Annotated in this window: 23 protein-coding genes and 1 riboswitch; of the genes, 21 read left to right on the top strand and 2 right to left on the bottom strand. The window is 35.4% G+C overall.

Annotated features, from left to right (window positions below; all coding sequences use genetic code 11):
- Position 1 precedes the first annotated feature (1 nt).
- The 15 genes from OTK01_RS10505 to OTK01_RS10435 all read left to right on the top strand — a co-directional run bounded on the left by OTK01_RS10505 (position 2) and on the right by OTK01_RS10435 (position 14,662).
- Complete coding sequence (locus OTK01_RS10505) at positions 2–553, top strand: chemotaxis protein CheW (RefSeq protein ID WP_029228015.1); 552 nt, start codon at positions 2–4, stop codon at positions 551–553.
- Between the two features lie 36 nt (positions 554–589).
- Positions 590–1,621 (top strand): protein-glutamate methylesterase/protein-glutamine glutaminase, encoded by a 1,032-nt coding sequence (locus OTK01_RS10500; RefSeq protein ID WP_029228016.1) that lies wholly within the window; start codon positions 590–592, stop codon positions 1,619–1,621.
- Positions 1,622–1,650: 29 nt separating this feature from the next.
- A complete protein-coding gene (locus OTK01_RS10495) occupies positions 1,651–3,300 on the top strand; it encodes a chemotaxis protein CheA (RefSeq protein ID WP_029671961.1) in 1,650 nt (549 codons plus the stop codon).
- 31 nt (positions 3,301–3,331) lie between these two features.
- Positions 3,332–4,810, top strand: coding sequence for a HEAT repeat domain-containing protein (locus OTK01_RS10490; protein WP_029228017.1), 1,479 nt, complete (start codon positions 3,332–3,334; stop codon positions 4,808–4,810).
- A gap of 16 nt (positions 4,811–4,826) precedes the next feature.
- Complete coding sequence (locus OTK01_RS10485) at positions 4,827–5,672, top strand: CheR family methyltransferase (RefSeq protein WP_029228018.1); 846 nt, start codon at positions 4,827–4,829, stop codon at positions 5,670–5,672.
- A 25-nt stretch (positions 5,673–5,697) separates the two neighbouring features.
- Positions 5,698–6,069, top strand: a complete 372-nt coding sequence (locus OTK01_RS10480) for a response regulator (RefSeq protein WP_029228019.1) — start codon at positions 5,698–5,700, stop codon at positions 6,067–6,069.
- 16 nt (positions 6,070–6,085) lie between these two features.
- A complete protein-coding gene (locus OTK01_RS10475; RefSeq protein ID WP_029228020.1) occupies positions 6,086–7,087 on the top strand; it encodes a chemotaxis protein CheW in 1,002 nt (333 codons plus the stop codon).
- On the top strand, positions 7,088–8,083 hold the full coding sequence (locus OTK01_RS10470; RefSeq protein ID WP_029228021.1) for a methyl-accepting chemotaxis protein: 996 nt from the start codon (positions 7,088–7,090) through the stop codon (positions 8,081–8,083).
- Positions 8,084–8,108: 25 nt separating this feature from the next.
- Positions 8,109–8,552, top strand: a complete 444-nt coding sequence (locus OTK01_RS10465; protein ID WP_029228022.1) for a response regulator — start codon at positions 8,109–8,111, stop codon at positions 8,550–8,552.
- Between the two features lie 22 nt (positions 8,553–8,574).
- The gene (locus OTK01_RS10460) at positions 8,575–10,413 is read left to right on the top strand and encodes a sensor domain-containing protein (RefSeq protein WP_029228023.1); all 1,839 of its coding nucleotides are present in this window, start codon (positions 8,575–8,577) and stop codon (positions 10,411–10,413) included.
- A 103-nt stretch (positions 10,414–10,516) separates the two neighbouring features.
- Entirely contained in the window at positions 10,517–11,143 is a 627-nt protein-coding gene (locus tag OTK01_RS10455) for a phosphoribosyltransferase (protein ID WP_029228024.1), read from the top strand.
- Positions 11,144–11,239: 96 nt separating this feature from the next.
- Positions 11,240–11,764, top strand: a complete 525-nt coding sequence (locus tag OTK01_RS10450; protein ID WP_014041965.1) for a helix-turn-helix domain-containing protein — start codon at positions 11,240–11,242, stop codon at positions 11,762–11,764.
- A gap of 27 nt (positions 11,765–11,791) precedes the next feature.
- Positions 11,792–12,703, top strand: coding sequence for a hypothetical protein (locus tag OTK01_RS10445; protein ID WP_029228025.1), 912 nt, complete (start codon positions 11,792–11,794; stop codon positions 12,701–12,703).
- A gap of 19 nt (positions 12,704–12,722) precedes the next feature.
- Positions 12,723–13,592, top strand: a complete 870-nt coding sequence (locus OTK01_RS10440; protein WP_029228026.1) for a hypothetical protein — start codon at positions 12,723–12,725, stop codon at positions 13,590–13,592.
- 212 nt (positions 13,593–13,804) lie between these two features.
- Complete coding sequence (locus OTK01_RS10435; RefSeq protein ID WP_014041969.1) at positions 13,805–14,662, top strand: cation diffusion facilitator family transporter; 858 nt, start codon at positions 13,805–13,807, stop codon at positions 14,660–14,662.
- A 4-nt stretch (positions 14,663–14,666) separates the two neighbouring features.
- On the opposite strand, the gene OTK01_RS10430 is transcribed toward OTK01_RS10435, so the two are convergent.
- Together OTK01_RS10430 and OTK01_RS10425 are read right to left on the bottom strand one after the other, a co-directional pair.
- Complete coding sequence (locus OTK01_RS10430; protein WP_013433209.1) at positions 14,667–15,152, bottom strand: PIN domain-containing protein; 486 nt, start codon at positions 15,150–15,152, stop codon at positions 14,667–14,669.
- A complete protein-coding gene (locus tag OTK01_RS10425; RefSeq protein WP_013430958.1) occupies positions 15,145–15,402 on the bottom strand; it encodes a UPF0175 family protein in 258 nt (85 codons plus the stop codon). Before OTK01_RS10425 ends, OTK01_RS10430 begins: the two co-directional genes overlap by 8 nt.
- A 105-nt stretch (positions 15,403–15,507) precedes the next feature.
- Positions 15,508–15,571, top strand: a riboswitch (Fluoride riboswitch).
- Between the two features lie 91 nt (positions 15,572–15,662).
- Here OTK01_RS10425 and crcB (OTK01_RS10420) point away from each other — a divergent pair.
- From crcB (OTK01_RS10420) to OTK01_RS10395, 6 genes are all read left to right on the top strand, one after another.
- The gene (gene crcB / locus OTK01_RS10420; protein WP_029228027.1) at positions 15,663–16,061 is read left to right on the top strand and encodes a fluoride efflux transporter CrcB; all 399 of its coding nucleotides are present in this window, start codon (positions 15,663–15,665) and stop codon (positions 16,059–16,061) included.
- Entirely contained in the window at positions 16,058–16,414 is a 357-nt protein-coding gene (gene crcB / locus OTK01_RS10415) for a fluoride efflux transporter CrcB (protein WP_029228028.1), read from the top strand. The genes crcB (OTK01_RS10420) and crcB (OTK01_RS10415) overlap by 4 nt, the downstream gene beginning before the upstream one ends.
- A 122-nt stretch (positions 16,415–16,536) precedes the next feature.
- Positions 16,537–17,802, top strand: a complete 1,266-nt coding sequence (hisS, locus tag OTK01_RS10410; RefSeq protein ID WP_029228029.1) for a histidine--tRNA ligase — start codon at positions 16,537–16,539, stop codon at positions 17,800–17,802.
- A 47-nt stretch (positions 17,803–17,849) separates the two neighbouring features.
- Entirely contained in the window at positions 17,850–19,634 is a 1,785-nt protein-coding gene (aspS, locus tag OTK01_RS10405) for an aspartate--tRNA ligase (protein ID WP_084694630.1), read from the top strand.
- Positions 19,635–19,863: 229 nt separating this feature from the next.
- Positions 19,864–22,131, top strand: coding sequence for a cellulase family glycosylhydrolase (locus tag OTK01_RS10400; RefSeq protein ID WP_029228031.1), 2,268 nt, complete (start codon positions 19,864–19,866; stop codon positions 22,129–22,131).
- A gap of 241 nt (positions 22,132–22,372) precedes the next feature.
- Positions 22,373–23,314 (top strand): ABC transporter permease, encoded by a 942-nt coding sequence (locus OTK01_RS10395; protein ID WP_029228032.1) that lies wholly within the window; start codon positions 22,373–22,375, stop codon positions 23,312–23,314.
- The last annotated feature ends 12 nt before the right edge of the window (positions 23,315–23,326 follow it).

Below are 23,326 nucleotides of genomic sequence, written 5' to 3'. Positions count from 1 at the left end.
TATGATTGATGAAGAAAGAAAAAAACTATTAAAATCAGATATAGCTGAAGATTTTGAAGAGGAAGATGAGCTCAGTGATGAAAAGCAGCTTGTGATTTTCAAGCTTGGGAATGAAGAATATGGTGTTGATATAATGCAGGTCAAAGAGATTATCAGAACAACCACCATTACTAAAATACCCCAAGTACCCTCTTTTGTTGAAGGAATAATAAGTCTGCGGGGAGAAATATTGCCTATAATTGATATGCGCAAAAAATTTGGACTTCCTGAGGCAGAAAGAACAAGGCAGACGAGGATTCTTGTCATCAATCTTGACAATGTAACAATAGGTGGAATTGTTGATGAAGTTACAGAAGTTTTAAGACTTCCAAACGATGCAATAACTCCACCTCCTCCTGTTATAAGAGGGATTAATACAGAGTACTTACAAGGTGTTGGTCAAATTAATGGAAGAATAATAATCCTTCTTGATATGTCCAAAATACTAACATCTAATGAAGTAATTCAGATTGAGGAACTTAAGGAGGAACTTTTGAATACAAATACACAATAGCCACATTAAACAAGACAGGAGAGTAGAAATTCAAAGATGGTGAGAGTTTTAGTAGTAGAAGATTCCCCTTTAATGAGAAGGGTTTTAATAAAGATACTTCAAAAAAGTCCTTTTATAAAAGTTGTAGATTATGCTACAAATGGGCAGGAGGCAATCGAAAAGGTTGCCTCCCTTCGCCCGGATGTTGTAACAATGGACGTTGAGATGCCAATTTTAAATGGACTTGAAGCCTTAAAGACAATAATGCAGACATGTCCAACCCCTGTTGTGATGATATCAACGCTTACCCAAAAGGGAGCTGAGGTTACATTAAAAGCTTTAAGCCTTGGTGCTGTAGATTTTATTCCAAAGCCATCTAATTATTCAAGCGAGCTTGAGTGTATAGAAAATGAGATTATTCAAAAAGTTTTAAATGCAGCAAAGGCTAATGTGTTTGTTAAAAAAGCTGATTCTTCAATCAAGCAGAAAGCTGTGTCACTGTCCAAAAGACCATTGGCAAGGCCCAATGCAATATTTATAGGTGTTTCAACAGGTGGTCCAAAGACACTGGGTGAGATTATTCCATACATAAAAAGTGACATAGGCGTACCAATATTTATTGTTCAGCATATGCCACCGAATTTCACACGGCAGCTTGCTTCAACACTTTCAGAAAGAAGTTCACTCTTTATAAAAGAAGCTGAAAAGGGTGAGACTGTAAAACCAAACACAGTGTATATTGCACCAGGCGGCAAGCAGATGGAGATAACAATCTCTGGTGGTAGGACTGTAATAAATATAGTTGATGGGCCAGATGATTTGATATACAAACCTTCTGTTGATTATGTTGGATTTTCACTTGCCCAGCATTACAAAGATAGACTTCTTGCAATAATGTTAACTGGAATGGGGAATGATGGAGCAAAAGCCTTTGCTTTTATCAAAAAGTTAGGAGGATTTATAATTGCTGAGGATCAGACCACTGCTATTATATTTGGAATGCCGAAAGCTGTAATTGACCAGGGTATCGCTGATTTGATTTTGCCTTGCACAAGTATTGCGGGGGCTATAAATTCTATATTTTTATAAAAAAAGATTTTTAAGGGCAGGGTTGAAAGATGAATTATGATGAAAAGAAATTTCTCATGGAGCTTTTAGATGAAGGGAAAAAGATATACAAAATAGAGTTTTTACTAAAACCAGATGCTGAGTTTAAATCTCCATCTATGGCAAAGATATATAAAACTCTAAAAGAAAAATATAATGTGTTTTTGACAATTCCAGATGTAGAGCAGGAACATATAAGTGAGGATGTAAGTGAATATCTGTTTTTTATAGAAGGTGACATTGAAATAAATACATTGCGTCAAGTTGTAGAAGATGTTTGTAAAAGTGAAGATGTAGTTGAAATTTTCTTTATCCAAAAACTATTAAAAGAGGATTTAGAAGTTACAGAAACAGAAGAAGCAAGCGTAATCGCAAACCAGTCTGATAATGTTCAGCTTGAAACTTCTGAGGAAGTGATTAAGAATTTTGTATCAAAAGAAAGTGAACACGATGCTAAAAAAGTTGAGTCGGTGAGAATTGATATAAACAAATTAAATAACCTTACAAATCTTGCGGGGGAACTTATTACCTGTAAATCTCAATTAAATCAGATATTGAATGCGTTCAAAGAAATAAGTATAAAAGATAAAACGCTTAGCAGCTTAATTTCAAACCTTGAAAAGGGAATTTTGAGACTTGAAAGAATCTCATTTGAACTTCAGGAAGGCATAACAAGTTTGAGACTGCTGCCAATTAAAAATGTGTTTAGAAAACTTCCGCGAATTGTTCGGGAGGTTGCACAAAAAGAGGGAAAAGAGGTTGAACTTATCATAAAAGGTGAGGAGACAGAGATAGATAAGATTATACTTGAAAAGATAACCGATCCACTGGTACACTTGGTGAGAAATTGTGTAAATCATGGAATCGAAAAGCCAGAGGAAAGAATTGCTAAGGGTAAAAGACCTCTGGGAAGGATTGTGGTAGAAGCATATGCAGAAGGTGAGAGTATTTATATAAATGTTGAAGATGATGGCAGAGGTATTGATATAGAGAAATTAAAAGAAAAGGCTCTGCAAAAAGGCATAGTGACACAGGACCAGCTTGAAAGAATGTCAAATGATGAAATAATCGAGCTTATTTTCTTACCGGGTTTTTCCACCGCCGAAAAAGTTGATGATGTGGCGGGCAGAGGCGTTGGCATGGACGTTGTGAAAAAGAACATAAGTGAGTTAAAAGGAGAAATAAAAGTTATAACAGAGAAAGATAAAGGGACAAGCTTTTTGATGGTAATTCCTCTCACTGTTGCAATAATAAAGACTTTGCTGGTTTTAGCTGGGAATAGATTGTATTTGCTTCCACTTGAAAAGGTGGTTGAAACAGTAAAGATAAGGAAAGATTCAATAAAGTCTATCACAGGTAAGAAGGTGTGCAGCATCAAGGGGGAAATAATACCTTTTTTCAATCTTCAGGAAATACTTGGATATCAAGAGGACGAAAACGGAAGAAATTATTATTTTGGAATTATAGTAAGGTATGGAGAAAGCAAGGTAGGAATAATAGTGGACAGGCTCATGGGTGAATATGATGTTGTAGTGAAGCCTTTGGACCAGTTTGTGGGGAATGTAAAAGGTATAGTTGGCTCAACAATTTTGGGTGATGGTAAAGTTGTACTTCTGCTTGAACCAGAGCAGCTTATTGAAAGAGTTATTCAAAAAGTCTAATTTAAATCAAAAAAGGAGTGGAGCACGAAGGATGAATTCAGTTAAAGAAATAATTGAAATGCTAAATTCAGACGATTATCTTTTGCAAAAAGAAGCTATAGAAAATGCACCAAAGTTCAAAGAACCTGAAGTTGTTGATGGATTGATAGATCTCTTCATAAAAACAAACAACAAGATGATTGAAGAACACATCACAGAGGCACTAAAGCAAATGGGCGGAAGCTATTCTGTTGAGAAGTTATTAAAGCTTTTAAGTCATGAAGAAGCAAGAGTGAGGGTTTTTGCGTTTGAAGTTTTGTGCAAGATAGGAAATGATAATATACAAGCCATTATAGCAGAGGCAGAAAATCCAGATAAAAATGTGAGAAAATTTATAGTTGATATCATGGGTGCTTTAAAGAACAAACAAACAGTTGATGCTTTGCTAAAAAGGTTATCAGATGATGATGTGAATGTGGTCCAGGGAGCTGTTGAGGCACTTGGTAACATTGGAGATGTTGAAGCTCTCAAGAAGGTAATAGAGTTTTTACCATCTGCTCATCTGTGGGTGCAGTGGACAATAATCGAGAGCATAAAAAAGGTGAACAATAGAGAGCTAATTTCAGAGGTTTTGAACCTGCCGTGGGAGATTGAGGATATCATCTTTGACAGTATTTTTGATATGGTAAAGGAAAATGGTGACATTGAAAATGTGGAGGACGCGATAAATCTTTATCTAAAGCTTTCGACACAGCTAAGAATAAAGGTTTTAGATACCATATATTCGATTTATCTGAGGTCAGACAAGCAAAGACTTGAAAAAATTCTTGCAAATAGCAAGTTTTTTGATGAGATAAAGGCCATTTTGATACATGGTTCAGATGAGCAGAAGTACGAAATTTTTAAATATATGGGTAGTATAGAAGATAAGGACTTTGTAAGCTTTATAAAAAGCAGGGTATTTGATGAGACGATTATTTTGAGTGCCATAAAACTCTATTACACAGCAAATACTTTGAGGAAAAGAGAGCTGATTAAAGTGTTCAAATATTTCAACAAGTCAAAATTAGCTGAGTACATTAGAGAGGTCTTTAAAGGTAATGACAATATACTAAAAATCACCGGCTTGAAGATTATGAGGCAGAATGGAGTTAGGGAGGCAGCAGATATGTTACCTGACATGATGAAAGAAGAAGATCTCTTGCCCGAAGTGTTAAAAACTGCTGTTGAACTTGAACTCAAAGAACTGTTTGATAAAATTTATGAGGAGTATTTCAATATTAAAAGCGATGACACAAAACTTTTGATGCTTGAGTGTATGCTTGAACTAAGACCAGACGACCCGAGGGTTGTGGCGCTCATTAAAGACGAACTTGCAAATGAGTTTTTATCTGATGTTCACGTTCTTAAACTTTTACAGCTGATACGAAAGATTGATAACAAAGAACCATTTAGAGCACAGCTGGAATATTTGGTTGACCATCCCAACATGGAAATTTCCATTGAAGCCCAGGACTTGCTTGTGAGCTAGGCTAAGGAGGATCAAAATGCTTACAGAGGTTATCTTGAATAGTCAAGAGTGGTATGTTATAAGGGACTTCATATATAAATCAACAGGTCTTTACTTTTCAGATGATAAAAAAGGTTACATTCAAAAGAGATTAAAAATTGCGATGGATAATTTAGGAATAGATGATTTTTGGGAATATTTGAAAAGAATTGAGACGGAGAAAAGTGCTCTCAACAAGTTGTTGGAATTGGTCACGACAAATGAGACCTACTTTTTCAGAGACATCCCGCAACTTGATATGTTTTCAAAAGATGTTTTACCTGAACTTTTGAACAGGAAAGCAAGTAAAGGCGATTTTGGACTAAAAATTTGGAGTGCAGGATGTTCGACTGGAGAAGAGCCATATACTATTGCCATAATTTTAAAAGAAAGGCTTGAATACTTTGATGACTGGGACATTGAGATACTTGGTACTGATATCTCAGAAAGAGTGCTAAAGCTTGCGCAAGATGCTGTGTACATGCCGCGGTCTTTAAAAGACGTGCCGGAGTATATAAAACTTAAATATTTTGAATACAGTCCTGCAGATAAGATATACAAGCTCAAAGATGAGATAAAAAAGCTGGTAACGTTTAGATACTTAAATTTATACGATGAGAGCAAGATGAAGCTGATGAGAAATTATGATGTGATATTTTGCAGAAATGTTCTGATTTACTTTGATGAAGAGTCAAGAAAAAAGGTTGTGGAGTACTTTTACGATGCACTGAATCCTGGAGGTTATATCTTCTTGGGACACTCAGAAAGTATTTTGAGAATTACAAAAGCATTTGAGATTGTTTATTTTGACAACAATATAGCGTTTAGAAAGCCTGTAAACTAAAAAATTAATGGAGGTAGAAAAAATTATGCCTAAGATTTTAGTTGTTGATGATTCGCCTGTTGTGAAGAAAATTGTGACAACAACACTTGTGAAAAAAGGGTTTGAGGTAAGAGATGCATTGGACGGTGTTGCTGCATTGGAAATACTCTTGAATGAGAAGATTGACCTTGTTATTACAGACCTCAATATGCCCAAGATGGACGGTCTGCAGCTCACTAGAGAAATAAGGAAGAATCCAACATGTAAGAGAATCCCTGTTATTATGCTAACAACAAATCCATCAGAAGAGCAAAAAGCATTGGAAGCAGGCGCAAATCTCTACTTGAAAAAGCCTGTGACAAGTGAGGAATTGATTTCACATGTTCAGAAGTTCTTGAGTATTGAAATGAGAAGTTAACAAAGGTGGGATTGTAATGACTGACCAACTGTTCAGTGCAGCAGAACTTGAAGAGCTCAAAAAAGAGTTTATTGTTGAAACATACGAGCATCTTGAGAATGCTCAAGATGCTCTTTTACAACTTGAAAAATACCCAGACAGCTACGAGACACTAAATTTTATATTCCGGGAAATTCATTCAATAAAAGGAGGAGCAAACTTCTTAGGTCTGCAGGATATCATCAACGTTTCTCATGAAATGGAAAGCTTATTAGATAAGATGAGAAACTATGAGATATACCCTTCCAGTGATGTTATAAATGCTATTTTCGAGGGAATAGATATCATTCGAAAGTTGGCAGACGATATAGAGAACAATAAGCAAAGCAGCATTAATTATTCCTCATATATAGAGCAATTGAAGAGAATAGACAGTTCAAACCAGTCATCAGATGCAGCTATTGAGCAAAGAGTGAAAAACAATGATGATTTTCAAACATTGAACGAACCTGAATTTGCAGGAAATCGAGAAGATGATAAAAATGATGAATTTACAAACTTCAGAATAAATGAAGATGACCAAAACATTGATGAATATTCTTACCAAATGGTTGTTTCATTTGAATATGGAGATGTTACTTACGGAATTGAGGTAGAGTTTGTCAGGGAGATAGTAAGACCAACAGATGTAACTCCAATACCTTTTGCACCTGCACATGTGATGGGACTTATGAACCTGCGGGGGGATGTTGTCACAATAGTTGATTTTGGGAAACTGCTGGGAGTTGAAAAAAGCGAAAGTAATAATCACAAAGTTCTAATAATCGGCAATGAGGAGTTGACATTTGGGCTGTATGTTGATAATGTAAGAGAAGTTGTAAGCGTGCTTCCTGAGGAGATAAAAAAAGAAGCAAATGTAGTTTCAATTTCGTCAGGTGAGGTTTTGAAAGGAATAGTGGAAAGAAACGGTGAATTTATTCAGGTAATAGATATTAGAAAATTGATAGAGAGGTCAAAAAATGGTATGGAGTTGATTTGAATGGAATGGTATATATATATGGTTTTTGTGATAATGCTAATGGTAATAATTGCTGAAAAATTATTACTTATGAAAAAGTCTAATGAAATAAAGAAGATCATTGAATTTGTGAGTTCGGGGGAATTGAGAGCTGGGATACCCAAAAAATTTGTTGATGCATATAAAAGTAAACTTGACTTGATAGAAAAACAGTTTAGAGATGAGATATTTAAGCTTAAGTCTGAAAACCAATACTTAAAGGAAGAAACGGAGAAAAGCAGAAGAGCGTTGGATAGTCAAAAAAGTGAATTGGCAGAGCAGTTACGAACCATATTTGAGTCAGTCAAGGAGCTTACAGAAGCGTTCAAGATAGTAGTTGATGAGATAAATGAGGTCGTAGTGAAGAATTTGGAAGATATGACTCAAAGGTCGAACAAAGTTGAAGATGATATAAGAAAAGGCTGGGAGCAGGTTTCTAAATCAGTGGAGGATATAAATGTTCTATTGAACCAAATGCAAGAGTTATCGGAAGATGTTGTTAATCTTTCAGCGCATGTTGAGAATATGAGCAAAGTGACCCAGATTATTAGCGATATTGTAAAGGAAATCTCTTTTATTTCATTAAATGCTCAAATTGAAGCTAATAAAGCAAAAGATTCTATGGCATTCAGTTTATTAGCATCCGAGATGAGAAAACTTGCAGATAGTGGTAAACAGAGTTTGAAAGAGGTTAACAAGGCCATTTCAAATATTGTTGAAGATATTAATACAAACAGTATCCGAATTAACACTTTTGTAGGTAAGGTGGAAGAGCTAAAAAATAGGACTTACGAGATAACCGATGAATTTGACTCTGTTCACAAGCTTATTAGTTCTGTGCTAAATTATCAAAATCAGCTCTCTGACCAGGTAAAACAACACTTTGCAGGTATTCAAGAAATTGTCGGGGTGTTAGATAATATTTACAATGAAGGTGTCCAGATTCTGAAAAAACATTGCAAAGATGGAGATGAATAAAACTTGTAATGAGAGAGGTTAAGTAATGAGAAAGGTGACCTTTCTTATTGTTGATGATTCTCCTATGTGGCGAAAGGTGATAAGAAGATTTATAGAAGAAAAGCTTAAAGGTAAAGTAGTGGCAGAGGCAGAGGATGGGCTTGAGGCTGTAGAGCTTTATAAGAGATTTAAGCCTGATGTAGTTACAATGGACATTGAGATGCCAAAGTTGGATGGTATAAGGGCAATGGAAGAGATTTTGAAAGTTGATAAAAATGTGAAAGTCATAGTTATAAGTTCAAAAGGTGAGGAAGATGTAGTCAGAAAAGCTCTTTTAAAAGGGGCAAGAGATTTTATTGTGAAAGATTTGGAAACCGAGAAATGGCTAAAAAGATTTGAAAATGTTATCAAAGAAGCAGAAACAAAAAATTTAAAAAAGAGTGTATTTGACAGTATTAAAAGTTACATTAACAAACTGAAAAGACAGTAGGTATTACAGCGGGGGTATTTGTATGAGCTTGGGAAAGGAGAGATATGAAGAAATAAAAAATAGTAAAGTGGAATTTTTTGTAGAGAATCTAAAAGGCTATTTTGGAAACATAAATGATTATGTGGTAGTTATATGGGCTGATGATGGAACAATATTAGAATTCAAAGAAAATGGTGATAAATTATTGGGATATTCACCTGAACAAATAGAAGGGAAAAAGTGGTTGGATGTTCTCATTGATGAAAAAGAGAAAGAGGAAATGGAATGGGTTTACAAAAAATTAGTAAATGATGAAATACTCAGATATTACGTTAATCCTGTGAGAGATATAAATGGAGTAAAAAAGACATTCTTATGGTACAACTCTAAGATAGAAAGTGTGCAGGACAATAAAAAAATTTTTCTTTCAATAGGTTTTAGCTTAGATGCAGTAGAAAGATTAAATAGAAAAATCCAACGATATGAAAGAGATCTCAATAAAATGAGTGCAGAAAGCGAGAATCTAAAGTTCAAAATTTCTAAACAGGATTTTATTTTGAAACAAAAAGATGAAATGATAAAAGATTATAAAACCAGAGTTGAGTTTTTGGCGTTTTATGATGAGCTTACCAAATTGCCAAACAAGAATTCACTTATGAGATGGTTAAATTTAAGAATTAGTCAAGCAGATAATATGAGTACCTATTTGATCTTTTTGGAAGTGAGAAATTTAGAAAAGTTAAATGTTATGTATGGATATGACTTAGTTGATGAACTGATTATCCACATAAGTAAGAGGATAGAAGAGATACTTGGTAAAGAAACTAAAATATTTAAGATAGGATTTGATAGATTTGCAATAATATGTAATACAGATAACATATCTGAGTTTATTGAAAATTTGTTACAAAAACTATTGGTAACATACAATATTAATGGAAACTTGATGAAAGTAAGTTACAATATAGGAGCAACTGCAATGGAAAATATTAATGACTCCACGGCGAACGTTATAAGGAAATGTGATTTAGCTTTAATAAGAGCAAAAGAGAAAGGTCTAAATGAATATGAGATATTTAAACCTTCTTTGGAGGTTCAAACATTAAAGGAAGGGATAATTGAAAGAGAACTTCGTCATGGATTAGATTTAAATGAGTTTGTGGTGTTTTATCAACCAATTATAAACTTAAAGAATAATCAGATCTGTGGATTTGAGGCTCTTTTGAGATGGCATTATTTAAAGTCGGTGTTTGTATCGCCATTGGAATTCATTCCGGTTGCTGAGAAGTGTGGGTTGATTGTGGAGTTAGGCAATATTGTATTGGAACAGTCCCTAAAGGTAGCTAAGTTGTTAAGCAGATATATTAATGATGAGTTTATAATTTCAATCAATATTTCACCACGACAATTTAGCGATAGAGAGTTTATTCGTTCTACAATTCAAATATTAGAAAATGAGGAATTAGAGAATGTTAAACTTCAATTTGAGATAACAGAAAAATTGGCAGTTGAGAATATTGACTATACAATTGAAGTGATAAATCAGCTAAGAAAGTACAACATAATCTTTGCCTTAGATGATTTTGGTGTCGATTATTCTTCGCTGAATTATTTGAGAAGATTACCAATCCAGGCTGTGAAGATTGATAAATCTTTTATTCAAGATATAGAAAAAGACGAAACGTATTTTATAGTAGAAACAATAATAAAACTATGTAAAAAATTGGGATTAAATGTTGTGGCAGAAGGGGTGGAAACAGAGGAACACTACAGAGCTGTAAAAGAACTTGGATGTGACTATGTTCAAGGGTATTTTATAAGTAAGCCTTTGGCTGTTGAGGAGATGATAAAGTTTATTGAAAAGTATAAATCTCAAAATTAAAAGCCATTTTTAGAAGGCACCAATGTGGTAAAATAAATGTAGGTGCCTTTTTTGTTGCAAAACAATAGCTTGTTTTTTTATAAAAAAGGAGTGAATTTTGAAAATGCTCTTCAAAGATAGAGTTGATGCGGGCGAGAAGCTCACAGAAAAGCTGAGGCTATTTAAAGAAAGGCAGGATGTGGTTCTTTTTGCAATTCCACGAGGTGGTGTGGTTGTCGCAAAAGTAATTGCAGATAGGCTCAAAATACCTTTGGATATTGTGTTGGCAAAGAAGATAGGTGCACCTTTTAACAGAGAGTTTGCTATTGCAGCAGTGGATATAAATGGAGATGTGGTTCTAAATAATGAATATGTGGAGTATTTCTCTATGAAAGATGAATATGTAGAACACCAAAAGAAAAGGGTCTTAGAGAACTTAAAAGACCAACTCATTGAGTACAGGGGCTCTGTTGAGTATAAGAGCTTGGAAAACAAGGTGGCAATAATAGTGGATGATGGAATTGCAACAGGTGCAACAACAAAAGCATGCATAAGGTTTCTTTCAAAGCTAAATCCTAAAGAAATATACGTTGCAACACCGGTAATTGCACCTTCGACGTTAAAAGAGCTGGAAAAAGAATGTGATGGTGTCTTTTATATTGTAAGTAGCGAGCCATTTTGGGCAGTTGGACAGTTTTACGTCGACTTTTCACAGGTCTCTGAAGAGGATATTAAAAAACTGCTAAGCTAAAATTTTTTTAAAAACTGTGTGCACAAAAATGTTAACATAAAAAGGCTTTTGTGATAATATAGAATAAAACAAATGGCGGTTGAGTGTGATGAAGAAATGGACTTTTACAGGGTTGGAGATAAGGTCATAAGTCTTCAAAAAATAGTGGATGAAGTCAAGAAGATATTGGATCTTCGCCAAAAAGGCTTTTCACAGATTGAGGTTGCCGAAAAGCTCAAAATAGACAGGTCTTTTATCTCAAAGCTTGAAGGGCTTGGAGAGGTGCGCAAGGGCAAAAATATTGCTGCAATCGGATTTCCTGTAAAAAACAAGGATGAAGTAGAACAGGTATTAAAAAGCTACGGAATAAATTATTATCTTTTAATGACAGAAGAAGAAAGAAATAGTTTTATAAACTCCCTTTCTGCTGCTCAGCTTTTGAACATCATGGGTGAATATATAAATAATTTTAAAATGTTTGACATTGTAATTGCCATGGGTTCAGACTTCAGGCTAAACTGGTTCAAAGCTTTTCTTGATTGTGAGGTCATTACAATACCTCTGGGAAAATCTCCGCTCAAATATGATGTTGAAGTTGATATAGAAGAGCTGAAAAAAATCTTAGATTCTATTGTGAAGTAGCAAGAAGGAAAAGGAGATGTTTTTTACATGAAAAGGGTAGTGAGTGTTAGCATTGGTTCGAGCAAGAGAAATCACAAAACCCAAGCCAAAATAATGGGTATATACTTTGAGATTGAAAGAATAGGGACAGATGGAGATATAAAAAAGGCAATAGAAGTTATAAAGTCTTTAGATGGAAAAGTAGACGCCTTTGGTATGGGGGGAATTGACATTGTACTTTACGGTGGAGGAAAAAATTATGTCATAAGAGAAGCTATTCCAATAAAAAATGCTGCTCAAAAAACACCTCTTGTTGATGGCACGGGAGTAAAAAATATATTTGAAAAATGGGTTATAAAATATCTTCAAGACAACAACATAATAGATTTCAAGGGTAAAACTGCGCTTGTTGTGTGTGCGCTTGATAGATACAAGCTTGCAGAGGGACTATATGAGGCAGGGTGCAAACTTTTGCTTGGCGATGCCCTATTTGCCTTAGGGATTCCGCTTATGATAAAAAGTCTTAAGACGTTTTACTATCTTGCAGCTTTGCTTGTCCCATTGATAATAAAATTACCATTTAGCATGTTGTATCCCAATGATGAGAAAAAAGAAGAAAATCCCAAAAAGCTCAAAAAGTATTGGAAATATTTTAAAGTAGCAGACATCATCGCGGGAGATTATAAATACATTCAAAAGTACATGCCAGATAGTTTAGAAGGAAAGATAATCATCACAAATACCATTACGAAAGAGGATGTTCAAGAGCTTAAGAAAAGAAAGCTAAAGATGCTTGTTACTACAACACCTGAGTTTGACGGAAGATCTTTTGGGACAAATGTTGTTGAGGCTATTTTAGTTGCTCTGACAGGCAAAAAATTGGAAGACATGAGTCAGGAAGAGATAGAAAAGCTCATAAAAGAGATTGATTTTAAGCCCAGGATAGAAATATTCTATTAGTAGAAGATATTTTCTTGGGTTGATAAAAATTTATACTATTACTTTTGTGTTAGAAGGTGAAAGTAGAATTTTTCTTCCAGAATATGCAAAGTTTTTTCCTCTATTTTTAAGAAAACTTCTAGTTGCAAATTCAAAACCCAAGTTCGAAGAGTATATAAGGCTAATTAATGGAATAGAAATGAGATTAGAATTTTTCATATTTCCGAAAATGGAGAAGGTTTCAAAAAAACATAAAAAAATAAAACATTTTATTGACCAGCAAAGAAGAGGAAGAGTAATACACTTTGATTGGACATATGAACAAAATATTCACATTAATTGTTTTATTGCATATCATATTGTAAGAGAAATATTAAAAAAGTACGGTCAACGTTTAAAAAATAGAAAGATAGGAATAGTTGGGCTTGAAAAAGCTAAAAAAAATGGACTTTTATATGAGCTTGCGGAAAATACAGATATTCTTTATACTTCCTTTGATTCATTTCAAGAGACAAAAATAGCTGATGAGCTTTTAGGAGAGTTCGGAACGATTGTAATAAACTGCTGGGAAGAAGAGAAGTTGTTTGAAACTGCAGATGTGGTGTTTATATTCAGAGAGATAGCCAAGACAGCTTATGCGTCAAAAAGAGGAATAGTGTGCTATCCTGAAATGGGTGTGATAAAAGATTTTGAATTTTTGAAAAAGTCCTTTTTTCTTTCTGAGATTTGTGTTGATTTTCTTCCTCTAAAAGATATATGTATATATAACGTGACACCCTTTATCGATTTGCCTATTAACATGGTTGAAATTATTTGTGAAAAGCTTCTCTTTACAACCATAAATAGCTTTTCAGATGCCAAAAAGGTCTTTACAAAAGACCTCTTTGATGTTAAAATAAAGCTCAAGTGACATGAAAAATTTAATACCTTCTGTTAAGAAGCGGTCAGAAAAGAGCGCTTAAAAGCTCTTTTCGGGCCTGGAAATTGTACCAGGCAGCAGGGATGAAAAAATCCTGCGGGACCCATGTTTTTTACACAAAACATGAGTCTTGGCAGGATTTTTTTATTGTTTTAATAGTTTTTGTGAAGAAGCTTATAATGAAAGGAGTTTTGTGAAAGTATATGGAAAAGCAAGGTGCAGCACTTTTATCAGTTTTTTCTAATACAGCCTTGGTTTTATTCAAACTTATTGCAGGTAGCATTATGGGTTCTGTGTCTGTTATATCAGAGGCAATTCACTCTGGCATTGACCTTTTAGCAAGCTTGGTTGCATATTTTTCCATCAAACAGGCAAGAAAACCAGCAGACAGTGACCATCCTTTTGGTCATGGTAAGTTTGAAAATGTCTCTGGTGCATTTGAAGCGATATTAATATTTTTAGCAGCAGCTATGATTATTTATGAGGCAGTAAAAAAGATTATAAAAGGAGGAGAAGTTGAGAAAATAGAAGCAGGGCTTTTGGTTATGCTAATCTCAGCCGTTGTAAACCTTTTTATATCCTCAAAACTCTTTAAAATAGCTAAAAAAACAGATTCTGTGGCTTTGGAAGCAGATGCTTTGCATCTTTTCACAGATGTGTTTACCTCATTTGGAGTATTCTTAGGGCTTGTTGCAATAAAACTTACACATGTGTACATTATAGACCCGATAATTGCTATTATTGTTGCCCTGATGATAATAAAAGCTTCTGTTGATTTGACTAAAAAAGCTCTCTGTGACCTTGTTGACAAGAGTCTTCCTCAAAGCGAGATTGAGATAATTGAAAATATAATAAGAAAATACTCCCAGGTTACAAGCTTTCACAAGCTCAGAACCAGGAAAAGTGGAGACAGGCGCGAGATTGATGTTCACATTAGAATGGAAAATTCAACTACTTTAATTGACGCTCACAACCTCTGTAACCAGATAGAAAATGATATAAAATCAGCTCTGCCAAATTCGTATATAACAATCCACATTGAACCTGAGGAAGAAGAGTAGAAATTTAATTCTCATTAGCAAGCGTTAGTATATGTTCATAGAGCTCTTGACTGATATATATTCCATTTTTAATTAAATCGTTAAGAATAGGTTTAATTTCCTTGATTAGTTGATTTTCTTTTGCTCTTAATAAAACACCTATAGTTCCTGTAACCTTAAGGCCAAATAGAGAGGCATATTTTCTTGCTAAATAATCATCAATGATGCATAAGTCTGCATTTATTTCTTGCGCTAATAGAATTACCTCTATTTCTCCCTTATGCAAGGAAGTCTGAAGCAATTCTTTTGCATATGCGTTTTTTACTCTTTCTATTAAGATATAATCGAATAGAGAAAGATCAATTTTCTTGTTTGTAGGGGCTTTAAAAAATACTTCTTCATATACTCCATATGGCACAATTATCTTCTTGTAGAGAGCCTCCAAAATTGATAATTGATTTACAGCATTTAGCGCAATTAAAGGAGTTGAATTAACAACTACCTTAAGCATTTTTTACATCCTCTTTAATTTCTTCAAAGCAATCAAAGTTAAATACAGAAATATTTTGCTCGGATAGTAATTGAATAAATTCTGCAATACTCATACCGGCGAGTTCTGCTGCTTGACCAAGGGACAGTCTTTTTTCTTTAAAGTATTTGACAGCTATAAGTTTTTTTATTTCACTTGAAAGTTTGTTTTCATCTTCTCGCAAAGCTAAAAAGATTTCTAATGGTAAGTTTATATTAATGATTTTCTGCATAAAGATTTACCTCTCTCTTTTCTGATTTTACTCTGGTTTTATTATAACATAAAAGAGAATTCACAAAAAGTCTATATTGAAATCAACTGTGTTTGATGATATAATATTGCTAACGGCGATGGAGTCCGCCGTACAAATGCCAATGAGGGCTGATGACTCCTACAGATGCTGCAAAAAAGCAACATCTGTAGGAGTTTTTTGTATTTTATAGGCCTAATTTCCTGCTGACTACTTTGATTTTACTGAAGGAGGCACTGGTTATGAAAAACATTGTTGCAATTGCTATTGGAGCTTTTTTTGGTGCTGTTTGTAGATTTTTTATATCTCAGCTGAGCCTTGGCAGCTTTCCTTTTACAACACTTTTTATAAACGTTGTTGGCAGTTTTGTTTTGTGCTTTGTTGCAGAGATAACGGTAGAACACATAAAGATTTCAACTGCCTTAAGACACATGATAACAACAGGTTTTATAAGCAGTTTCACAACCTTTTCTACATTTGTACTTGAAATTGTGAGGTTTTTGATGAAAGGAGAATTTACAGCTGCGATTGTCTATCCTCTTTTATCCATTGTACTTGGGCTTTTAGCTTCAATTTTTGGCTTTGAACTTGCAAGGGCTGTTTCAGAAAGACAGCAAAAAGAGGAGTATGAGGCAGCATGAACTATCTCATTGTTGGAGTTGGCGGAGTAATTGGAGCAATTCTGAGATATACAGTTGGGAAAATATTCAGAGAAGTAATGGAGAAAGACCATCCTGTTGCTACATTGTTTATCAACGTGATTGGGAGTTTTTTAATAGGATATTTGTCAACAAAGCATCTTTCGAGTGAATACAAACTTTTTCTGATGGCTGGTCTTCTTGGGGGGTTCACAACATACTCTACGTTTATGCTTGAAACATCAAGGTATATAAAGAGAAAAAAACATATGAAAGCTTTTATTTATGTATTTATTTCTATCCTCTTTGGAATACTCGCGGCTGGTGTGGGTATTTGGATAGCAAACTTTATATAAATAATTGTTATATCCTGATTATTTTTTTGGGTCTTTTCACTTGAAACCCCAAATTGAATTAATATATAATTTAAATATTGCAAATTCTAATCTTTTTAATTATTTTGAGGAGAGAGTAGGAAATGAAAATCCAGGCACCAAAAGGAACAAAGGATGTACTACCGGAAGAAAGTTATATGTGGCAATATGTTGAGAATAAATTCAGAGAGATTTGCAAGCTTTATGGATATCAGGAAGTTAGGTTTCCTACATTTGAGTACACAGAACTTTTCCAAAGAGGAGTGGGCGAGACCACTGATATTGTCCAAAAAGAGATGTATACCTTTTTGGACAAGGGTGGAAGGAGCATCACTTTAAGGCCAGAAGGGACAGCATCCACAGCAAGATTGTTCATCGAGCATGGTTTTGCGTCACGTCCGATGCCGCAGAGGTTTTACTACATTATTTCAGCTTTCAGGTATGAAAACACACAAGGTGGTAGGTTCAGAGAGTTTCACCAGTTTGGAATTGAGAATTTTGGTTCTTTTTCGCCTGTGACAGATGCTGAGGTAATTTCACTTGCTTACAATTTTTTTACAAGCATTGGGCTTGACAATATTACTGTGAATATTAACAGCATAGGATGTCCTGTGTGCAGAAAAGAGTATGTAAAAAATTTAAAAGAGTATTTTTCGGCAAATTCTCAAAAGCTCTGCCATACATGCCACCAGAGGCTTGACAAAAATCCTATGAGAATTTTGGACTGCAAAGAAGAGGGTTGCAAGCTGATTGCAAAAGATGCACCAAAACCAATAGATTATCTCTGTGATGATTGTAAAAGCCATTTTGGAAGTGTGAAAACTTATTTAGATTCAGCAAAGGTTTTATACAAGGTTGACCCTTTTATTGTTCGCGGCTTGGACTACTACACAAAGACAGTTTTTGAGATTGTGGCGCCTGTTTCCGATAAAGAGCTTGCAATCTGTGGCGGTGGAAGGTACGACAATTTAATCGAACAGATAGGTGGGAATTCTATTCCAGGAATTGGTTTGGCAATTGGTGTTGAAAGACTTTTGATGCTGCTTGAGCAAAATGGTCTTCTTCCCGCAAGACCGCAGATACCAGAAGTGTTTGTGGCAACAGTAGGAGAAAATAGCCTCAAGAAAGCTTTTGAGATTGCAAGGATGCTCAGGTTTGAAGGAATTTCAACCGTAATTGAAGAGATGGGAAGAAGCTTAAAATCCCAGATGAAATATGCTGACAAGATTGGCTGTCAGTTTTCTATAATCATTGGAGATGACGAAATCGCAAAGGGTGTTTGCAAAGTTAGAAATATGAAGACATCTTCAGAGGAAATAGTAGAAATAGTAAATATTTGTCAGTATTTAAAAGAAAAACTTCAAAAATAACAAGGATGTTTTTGTAACTTTAAAAATTTTCAAAGAAGGTGATAGGTGTGGAAGGTATTAAGGGGTTTAAAAGAACAAAATACTGTGGAGAGGTATCACTTGAGGATGTTGGGAAAGAGGTTGTGCTAACAGGTTGGGTTGATACAAGACGTGACCTTGGCGGGATAATCTTCGTTGATTTGAGAGACAGAACAGGCATTGTACAGGTTGTGTTTGATGAGAAGATGGGGGAAGAACTTTTAGACAAGGCTGACTCATTAAGATCCGAATACTGTATCGGTGTTAGAGGCATTGTGGAGAAAAGGCCACCTGAGACAGTAAATCCAAAGATAAAAACAGGCGAAGTAGAAGTAAGAGCAACAGAACTGAGGATTTTTAACAAGTCTGAGACGCCTCCTTTCCCAATTGAAGAGGGAATAAATGTAAATGAGGCAGTAAGGCTAAAATACAGGTATCTAGATTTGAGAAGACCTGATATGCAGAGGAATTTGATGTTCAGACACAAACTCTATCAGGTTGTGCGAAATTTTCTTTCTCAAAATGGGTTTATAGAGATAGAAACACCCATGCTCACAAAATCGACTCCAGAAGGTGCAAGAGACTATTTAGTTCCCAGCAGAATATTTCCGGGAAAATTTTTTGCGCTGCCACAGTCACCGCAGCTTTTTAAACAGCTTTTGATGGTTGCAGGGTTTGACAGATATTTTCAGATTGTAAAGTGTTTTAGAGATGAAGACCTGCGAGCAGACAGACAACCTGAGTTTACCCAGATAGACATTGAGATGTCGTTTGTTGATGTTGATGATGTTATTGAAATAAATGAAAAACTGCTCCAGACCATTTTTGGAGAGATGCTTGGGATAGACTTAAAACTTCCTCTTCCAAGACTTACCTACAAGGAAGCAATGGAAAGGTTTGGATCAGACAAACCAGATACTCGTTTTGGAATGGAACTTGTTGATATTACTGACATTGTGAAAAACTGCGAGTTTAAAGTATTTTCTGATGCAGCAAACAAGGGTGGGTCGGTAAGAGCCATCAATGCAAAGGGTTGTGCAGCCACATTTTCAAGGCGTGAGATTGATGCGCTTGTTGAGTTTGCAAAGAACTTTAAAGCAAAAGGTCTTGCATGGATTGCAGTTGAAAGTGATGGTCTGAAATCTCCCATTGTCAAGTTTTTAAAAGAAGAGGAGATAAATGAAATTCTAAAGAGACTTGGTGCAGAGGTTGGAGATTTGCTGCTATTTTCTGCGGACAAGGATGAAATTGTCTTTGATGTTCTTGGGAACTTGAGGCTTGAGATAGCAAGAAAGCTAAACCTTCTTGACAAGTCAAAGTTTAATCTTTTATGGGTGGTAGAGTTTCCGCTTTTTGAATATTCAGAAGAAGAGGGCAGGTTTGTTGCAAAACACCATCCGTTTACATCGCCAATGGATGAAGATTTAGAATATTTAGAAACTGACCCAGCAAGGGTAAGGTCAAAGGCTTATGATATTGTGTTAAACGGTACAGAAATTGGCGGTGGTTCTATCAGAATTCACTCACCTGAGATTCAAAAGAGAATGTTCAAAGCCCTTGGATTTACCGAGGAAAGGGCACAAGATAGATTTGGCTTTTTGCTGGAAGCTTTCAAGTACGGCACACCACCGCATGGTGGAATTGCTTATGGATTTGACAGGTTGTGTATGCTACTCTTGGGTTTGGATTCTATCAGAGATACAATTGCGTTCCCGAAGGTAAAAGATTCGTCGTGCCCGCTGACTGACGCTCCATCAGAGGTTGAACCAAAACAGCTTCGAGAACTTCACATCAAGGTTGATGTTGTAAAATAACAAAGAATTTTTCGCGGCTCCATGTCCCTAAAATAGTGGTAGATTTTCTTAATGGGACAGGAGCCTTATTTTTTGCAAAATTTTTACCTTGTATTAGAGCAAGATGCTACAAATATCAGGTCAAAAATTTAAAACAGATATGAAATTTTTTTAATTTAAAACTTCCTAAGCATGGATTATATTAATCTTATAACAAAATGATAACGATTACATGGGAGGGATTCACATTATGAGAGGAATTATTTTAAAGTCTGGTGCACTCTTGATGGTAGTTATTTTGATTATTTCTATTTTGCAAATTTTAACTGTGTTTGCCCAGAACACACCATATGAAAATGAAAAATATCCACACCTTCTTGGCAATCAGGCAGTCAAAAAACCCTCGGTTGCTGGCAGACTGCAAATTATTGAAAAGGATGGGAAAAAGTATTTAGCTGACCAGAAAGGTGAAATAATCCAACTTCGGGGTATGAGCACGCATGGACTTCAGTGGTATCCAGAAGTTATAAACAAAAATGCGTTTGAAGCTCTTTCAAAAGATTGGGAGTGTAATGTTGTAAGGCTTGCGATGTATGTAGGTGAAGGTGGCTATGCTTCAAATCCAAGCCTCAAAGAAAAAGTTATAGAAGGTATCAAGCTTGCTATTGAAAATGATATGTATGTGATTGTTGACTGGCATGTGTTAAATCCTGGCGACCCGAATGCTGAAATTTATAAAGGGGCAAAAGACTTTTTCAAAGAAATAGCTACAAGTTTTCCCAATGACTATCATATAATATATGAACTTTGCAATGAACCGAATCCGAATGAACCGGGAGTAGAAAATAGCTTGGATGGTTGGAAAAAGGTAAAAGCTTATGCTGAACCTATCATAAAGATGCTCAGAAGTTTGGGGAATCAGAACATTATAATTGTAGGCTCTCCAAATTGGAGTCAAAGACCTGACTTTGCGATTCAAGACCCTATAAATGATAAAAATGTGATGTATTCAGTTCATTTTTATTCTGGAACTCACAAGGTTGATGGGTATGTTTTTGAAAACATGAAAAAGGCATTTGAAAATGGTGTGCCAATTTTTGTGAGTGAATGGGGAACAAGTTTGGCAAGCGGTGATGGTGGACCATATCTTGATGAGGCGGATAAGTGGCTTGAGTATTTAAATGCAAACTATATTAGCTGGGTGAACTGGTCACTGTCTAATAAGAATGAAACATCAGCTGCTTTTGTTCCATATGTTAGTGGCATGCATGATGCAACATCACTTGACCCGGGCGATGATAAGGTGTGGGATATAAAAGAGCTGAGTATATCTGGAGAGTATGTTAGGGCAAGGATAAAAGGAATTGCATATAAGCCAATTGAGAGAAATAGCCAAATAAAAGGAGGACAAAGTGCACCTTTGGGAGAAAAGGTTTTGCCATCCACGTTTGAGGATGACACGCGCCAGGGTTGGGACTGGGACGGTCCGTCTGGTGTTAAAGGACCTATTACCATAGAAAGTGTAAATGGTTCAAAGGCGCTATCTTTTGAGGTGGAGTATCCAGAGAAAAAACCGCAAGATGGCTGGGCAACTGCTGCAAGACTTATACTTAAGGAAATAAATGCAAAGAGAGAAGACAATAAGTATCTTGCATTTGACTTTTATATAAAACCAGAAAGAGCATCAAAAGGTATGATTCAGATATTTTTAGCTTTTTCACCACCTTCTTTAGGTTACTGGGCTCAAGTACAAGACAGTTTTAATATTGACCTTTTAAAGCTTTCAAGTGCAAAAAAGACAGAAGAGGGGCTTTACAAATTCAATGTATTTTTTGACTTAGACAAAATACAGGATGGTAAAGTGCTGAGCCCAGACACGCTCTTGAGAGATATAATAATAGTCATAGCAGATGGTAATAGCGATTTTAAGGGAAAAATGTTTATAGACAATGTTAGATTCACTAACATCCTTTTTGAAGACATCAGCTTTGAGAGTAGCCTTTATGATGCTGTCTCCAAGCTTTATTCAAAAGGAGTCATAAAAGGAGCTTCAGCTTTTAAGTACTTGCCAGATAGAAGAATCACAAGGGCTGAATTTGCTGCACTTTGTGTCAGGGCATTGAACCTGAAAATTGAAAAGTATGATGGCAGATTTTCTGATGTAAAAAGTAGCGACTGGTATTCAGATGTGGTCTATACTGCGTATAAAAACGGTTTGTTTGGACAGGAGGAAAATAGATTCTTCCCTGAAAGGATTATGAAAAGAGAAGAAGTAGCAGCTTTGGCAATTGAAGTATACAAAAGATTGACAGGAAAAATAGAAGTTAGCACAGACGATATTCAAATTGCCGATGAAGGGCTTATAAATCCTCAATACAGAGAAAGCGTAAAGTTAGCTGTCAAGCTTGGTATTTTTGAGCTTTATTCAGATGGAACCTTTGCTCCAGGTAAGAGCGTTTCAAGAGGGGAGGCGGCAACAATTTTCTATAACCTCTTGAACTTAGCAGGCAAACTATGATACATGAAATTGAAAAAATTTTTAACGAAAGGCTGCTGGCTAAATGCCGGCAGCTATTTTTATATTATTTTGACCATTCAATATGACAAAATATTGCACATTTTAATATCAACAATTCACAAAAAAACTGCAATTTTATCAATTCATTTTGAAAAAAATAGGATGTAAACTATAATCGAAAAGTTCAACAAGTAAATCGAAAGTTTCAATAAACAACTTGAGAAAGGAGACGGCATCAAAAATGGCAAACGGTCAGCGCACATATCGAAGCGGATTTTTGAGAGAACTTAACAAGAACTTTCCTCTGTTTTTAATGGCACTGCCGGGGGTTGTTCTTTTGATAGCATTTTCTTACTTACCTCTGTTTGGACTTATCATTGCTTTCAAAGATGTGCACTATGATTTGGGTATACTGAAAAGTCCGTGGGTGGGTTTTAAGAATTTTGAGTTTCTTTTCAAAACACCTGATGCGTTTATTATCACAAGGAACACCCTTCTTTACAACTTTGCATTTATAGTCTTTGGGAACTTGGCGGCAATTGCAACGGCCATTGCACTGAGTGAAATGAGAGCAAGATTTATGGCAAAGTTTTACCAGTCAGTAATGTTTTTACCATACTTTTTGTCATGGGTTGTTGTTGCTTATATGGCATTTGCATTTTTAAGTATAGACTTGGGGATTCTCAACACAATGATTCTTCCGAAGCTGGGCTTGCAGCCAATTGCATGGTATTTTGAGACAAAACCTTGGCCTGTTATATTGATACTTGCAAATCTGTGGAAATATACAGGTTACAATGCAGTCATATATTTAGCAGCAATTACAGGAATTGACCCTGAATATTATGAGGCAGCTTTGATTGATGGTGCGTCAAAATGGCAGCAGATAAGACACATAACAATTCCGCTTTTGTCGCCACTTGTTGTTGTGCTTGTTCTGCTTGGAATAGGCAGAATCTTTTATGCAGACTTTGGACTTTTTTATCAGCTTCCAATGAACAGCGGTGCTCTTTTTGATGTAACAAATGTTATTGATACATATGTCTATAGGACTCTCATGGGCATGAACGATATAGGAATGGCATCTGCCGCAAGCTTTTATCAATCAATAATGGGATTTATTCTAGTGCTCACATCCAATCTCATCGTTCGCAGACTTGACCCAGAAAAAGCGCTGTTTTAATAATAAAAGAAT

This window comes from Caldicellulosiruptor acetigenus (genome assembly GCF_026914305.1).
Lineage (GTDB): Bacteria > Bacillota > Thermoanaerobacteria > Caldicellulosiruptorales > Caldicellulosiruptoraceae > Caldicellulosiruptor > Caldicellulosiruptor acetigenus.
This window is presented reverse-complemented; position numbering and strand designations above follow the sequence as displayed.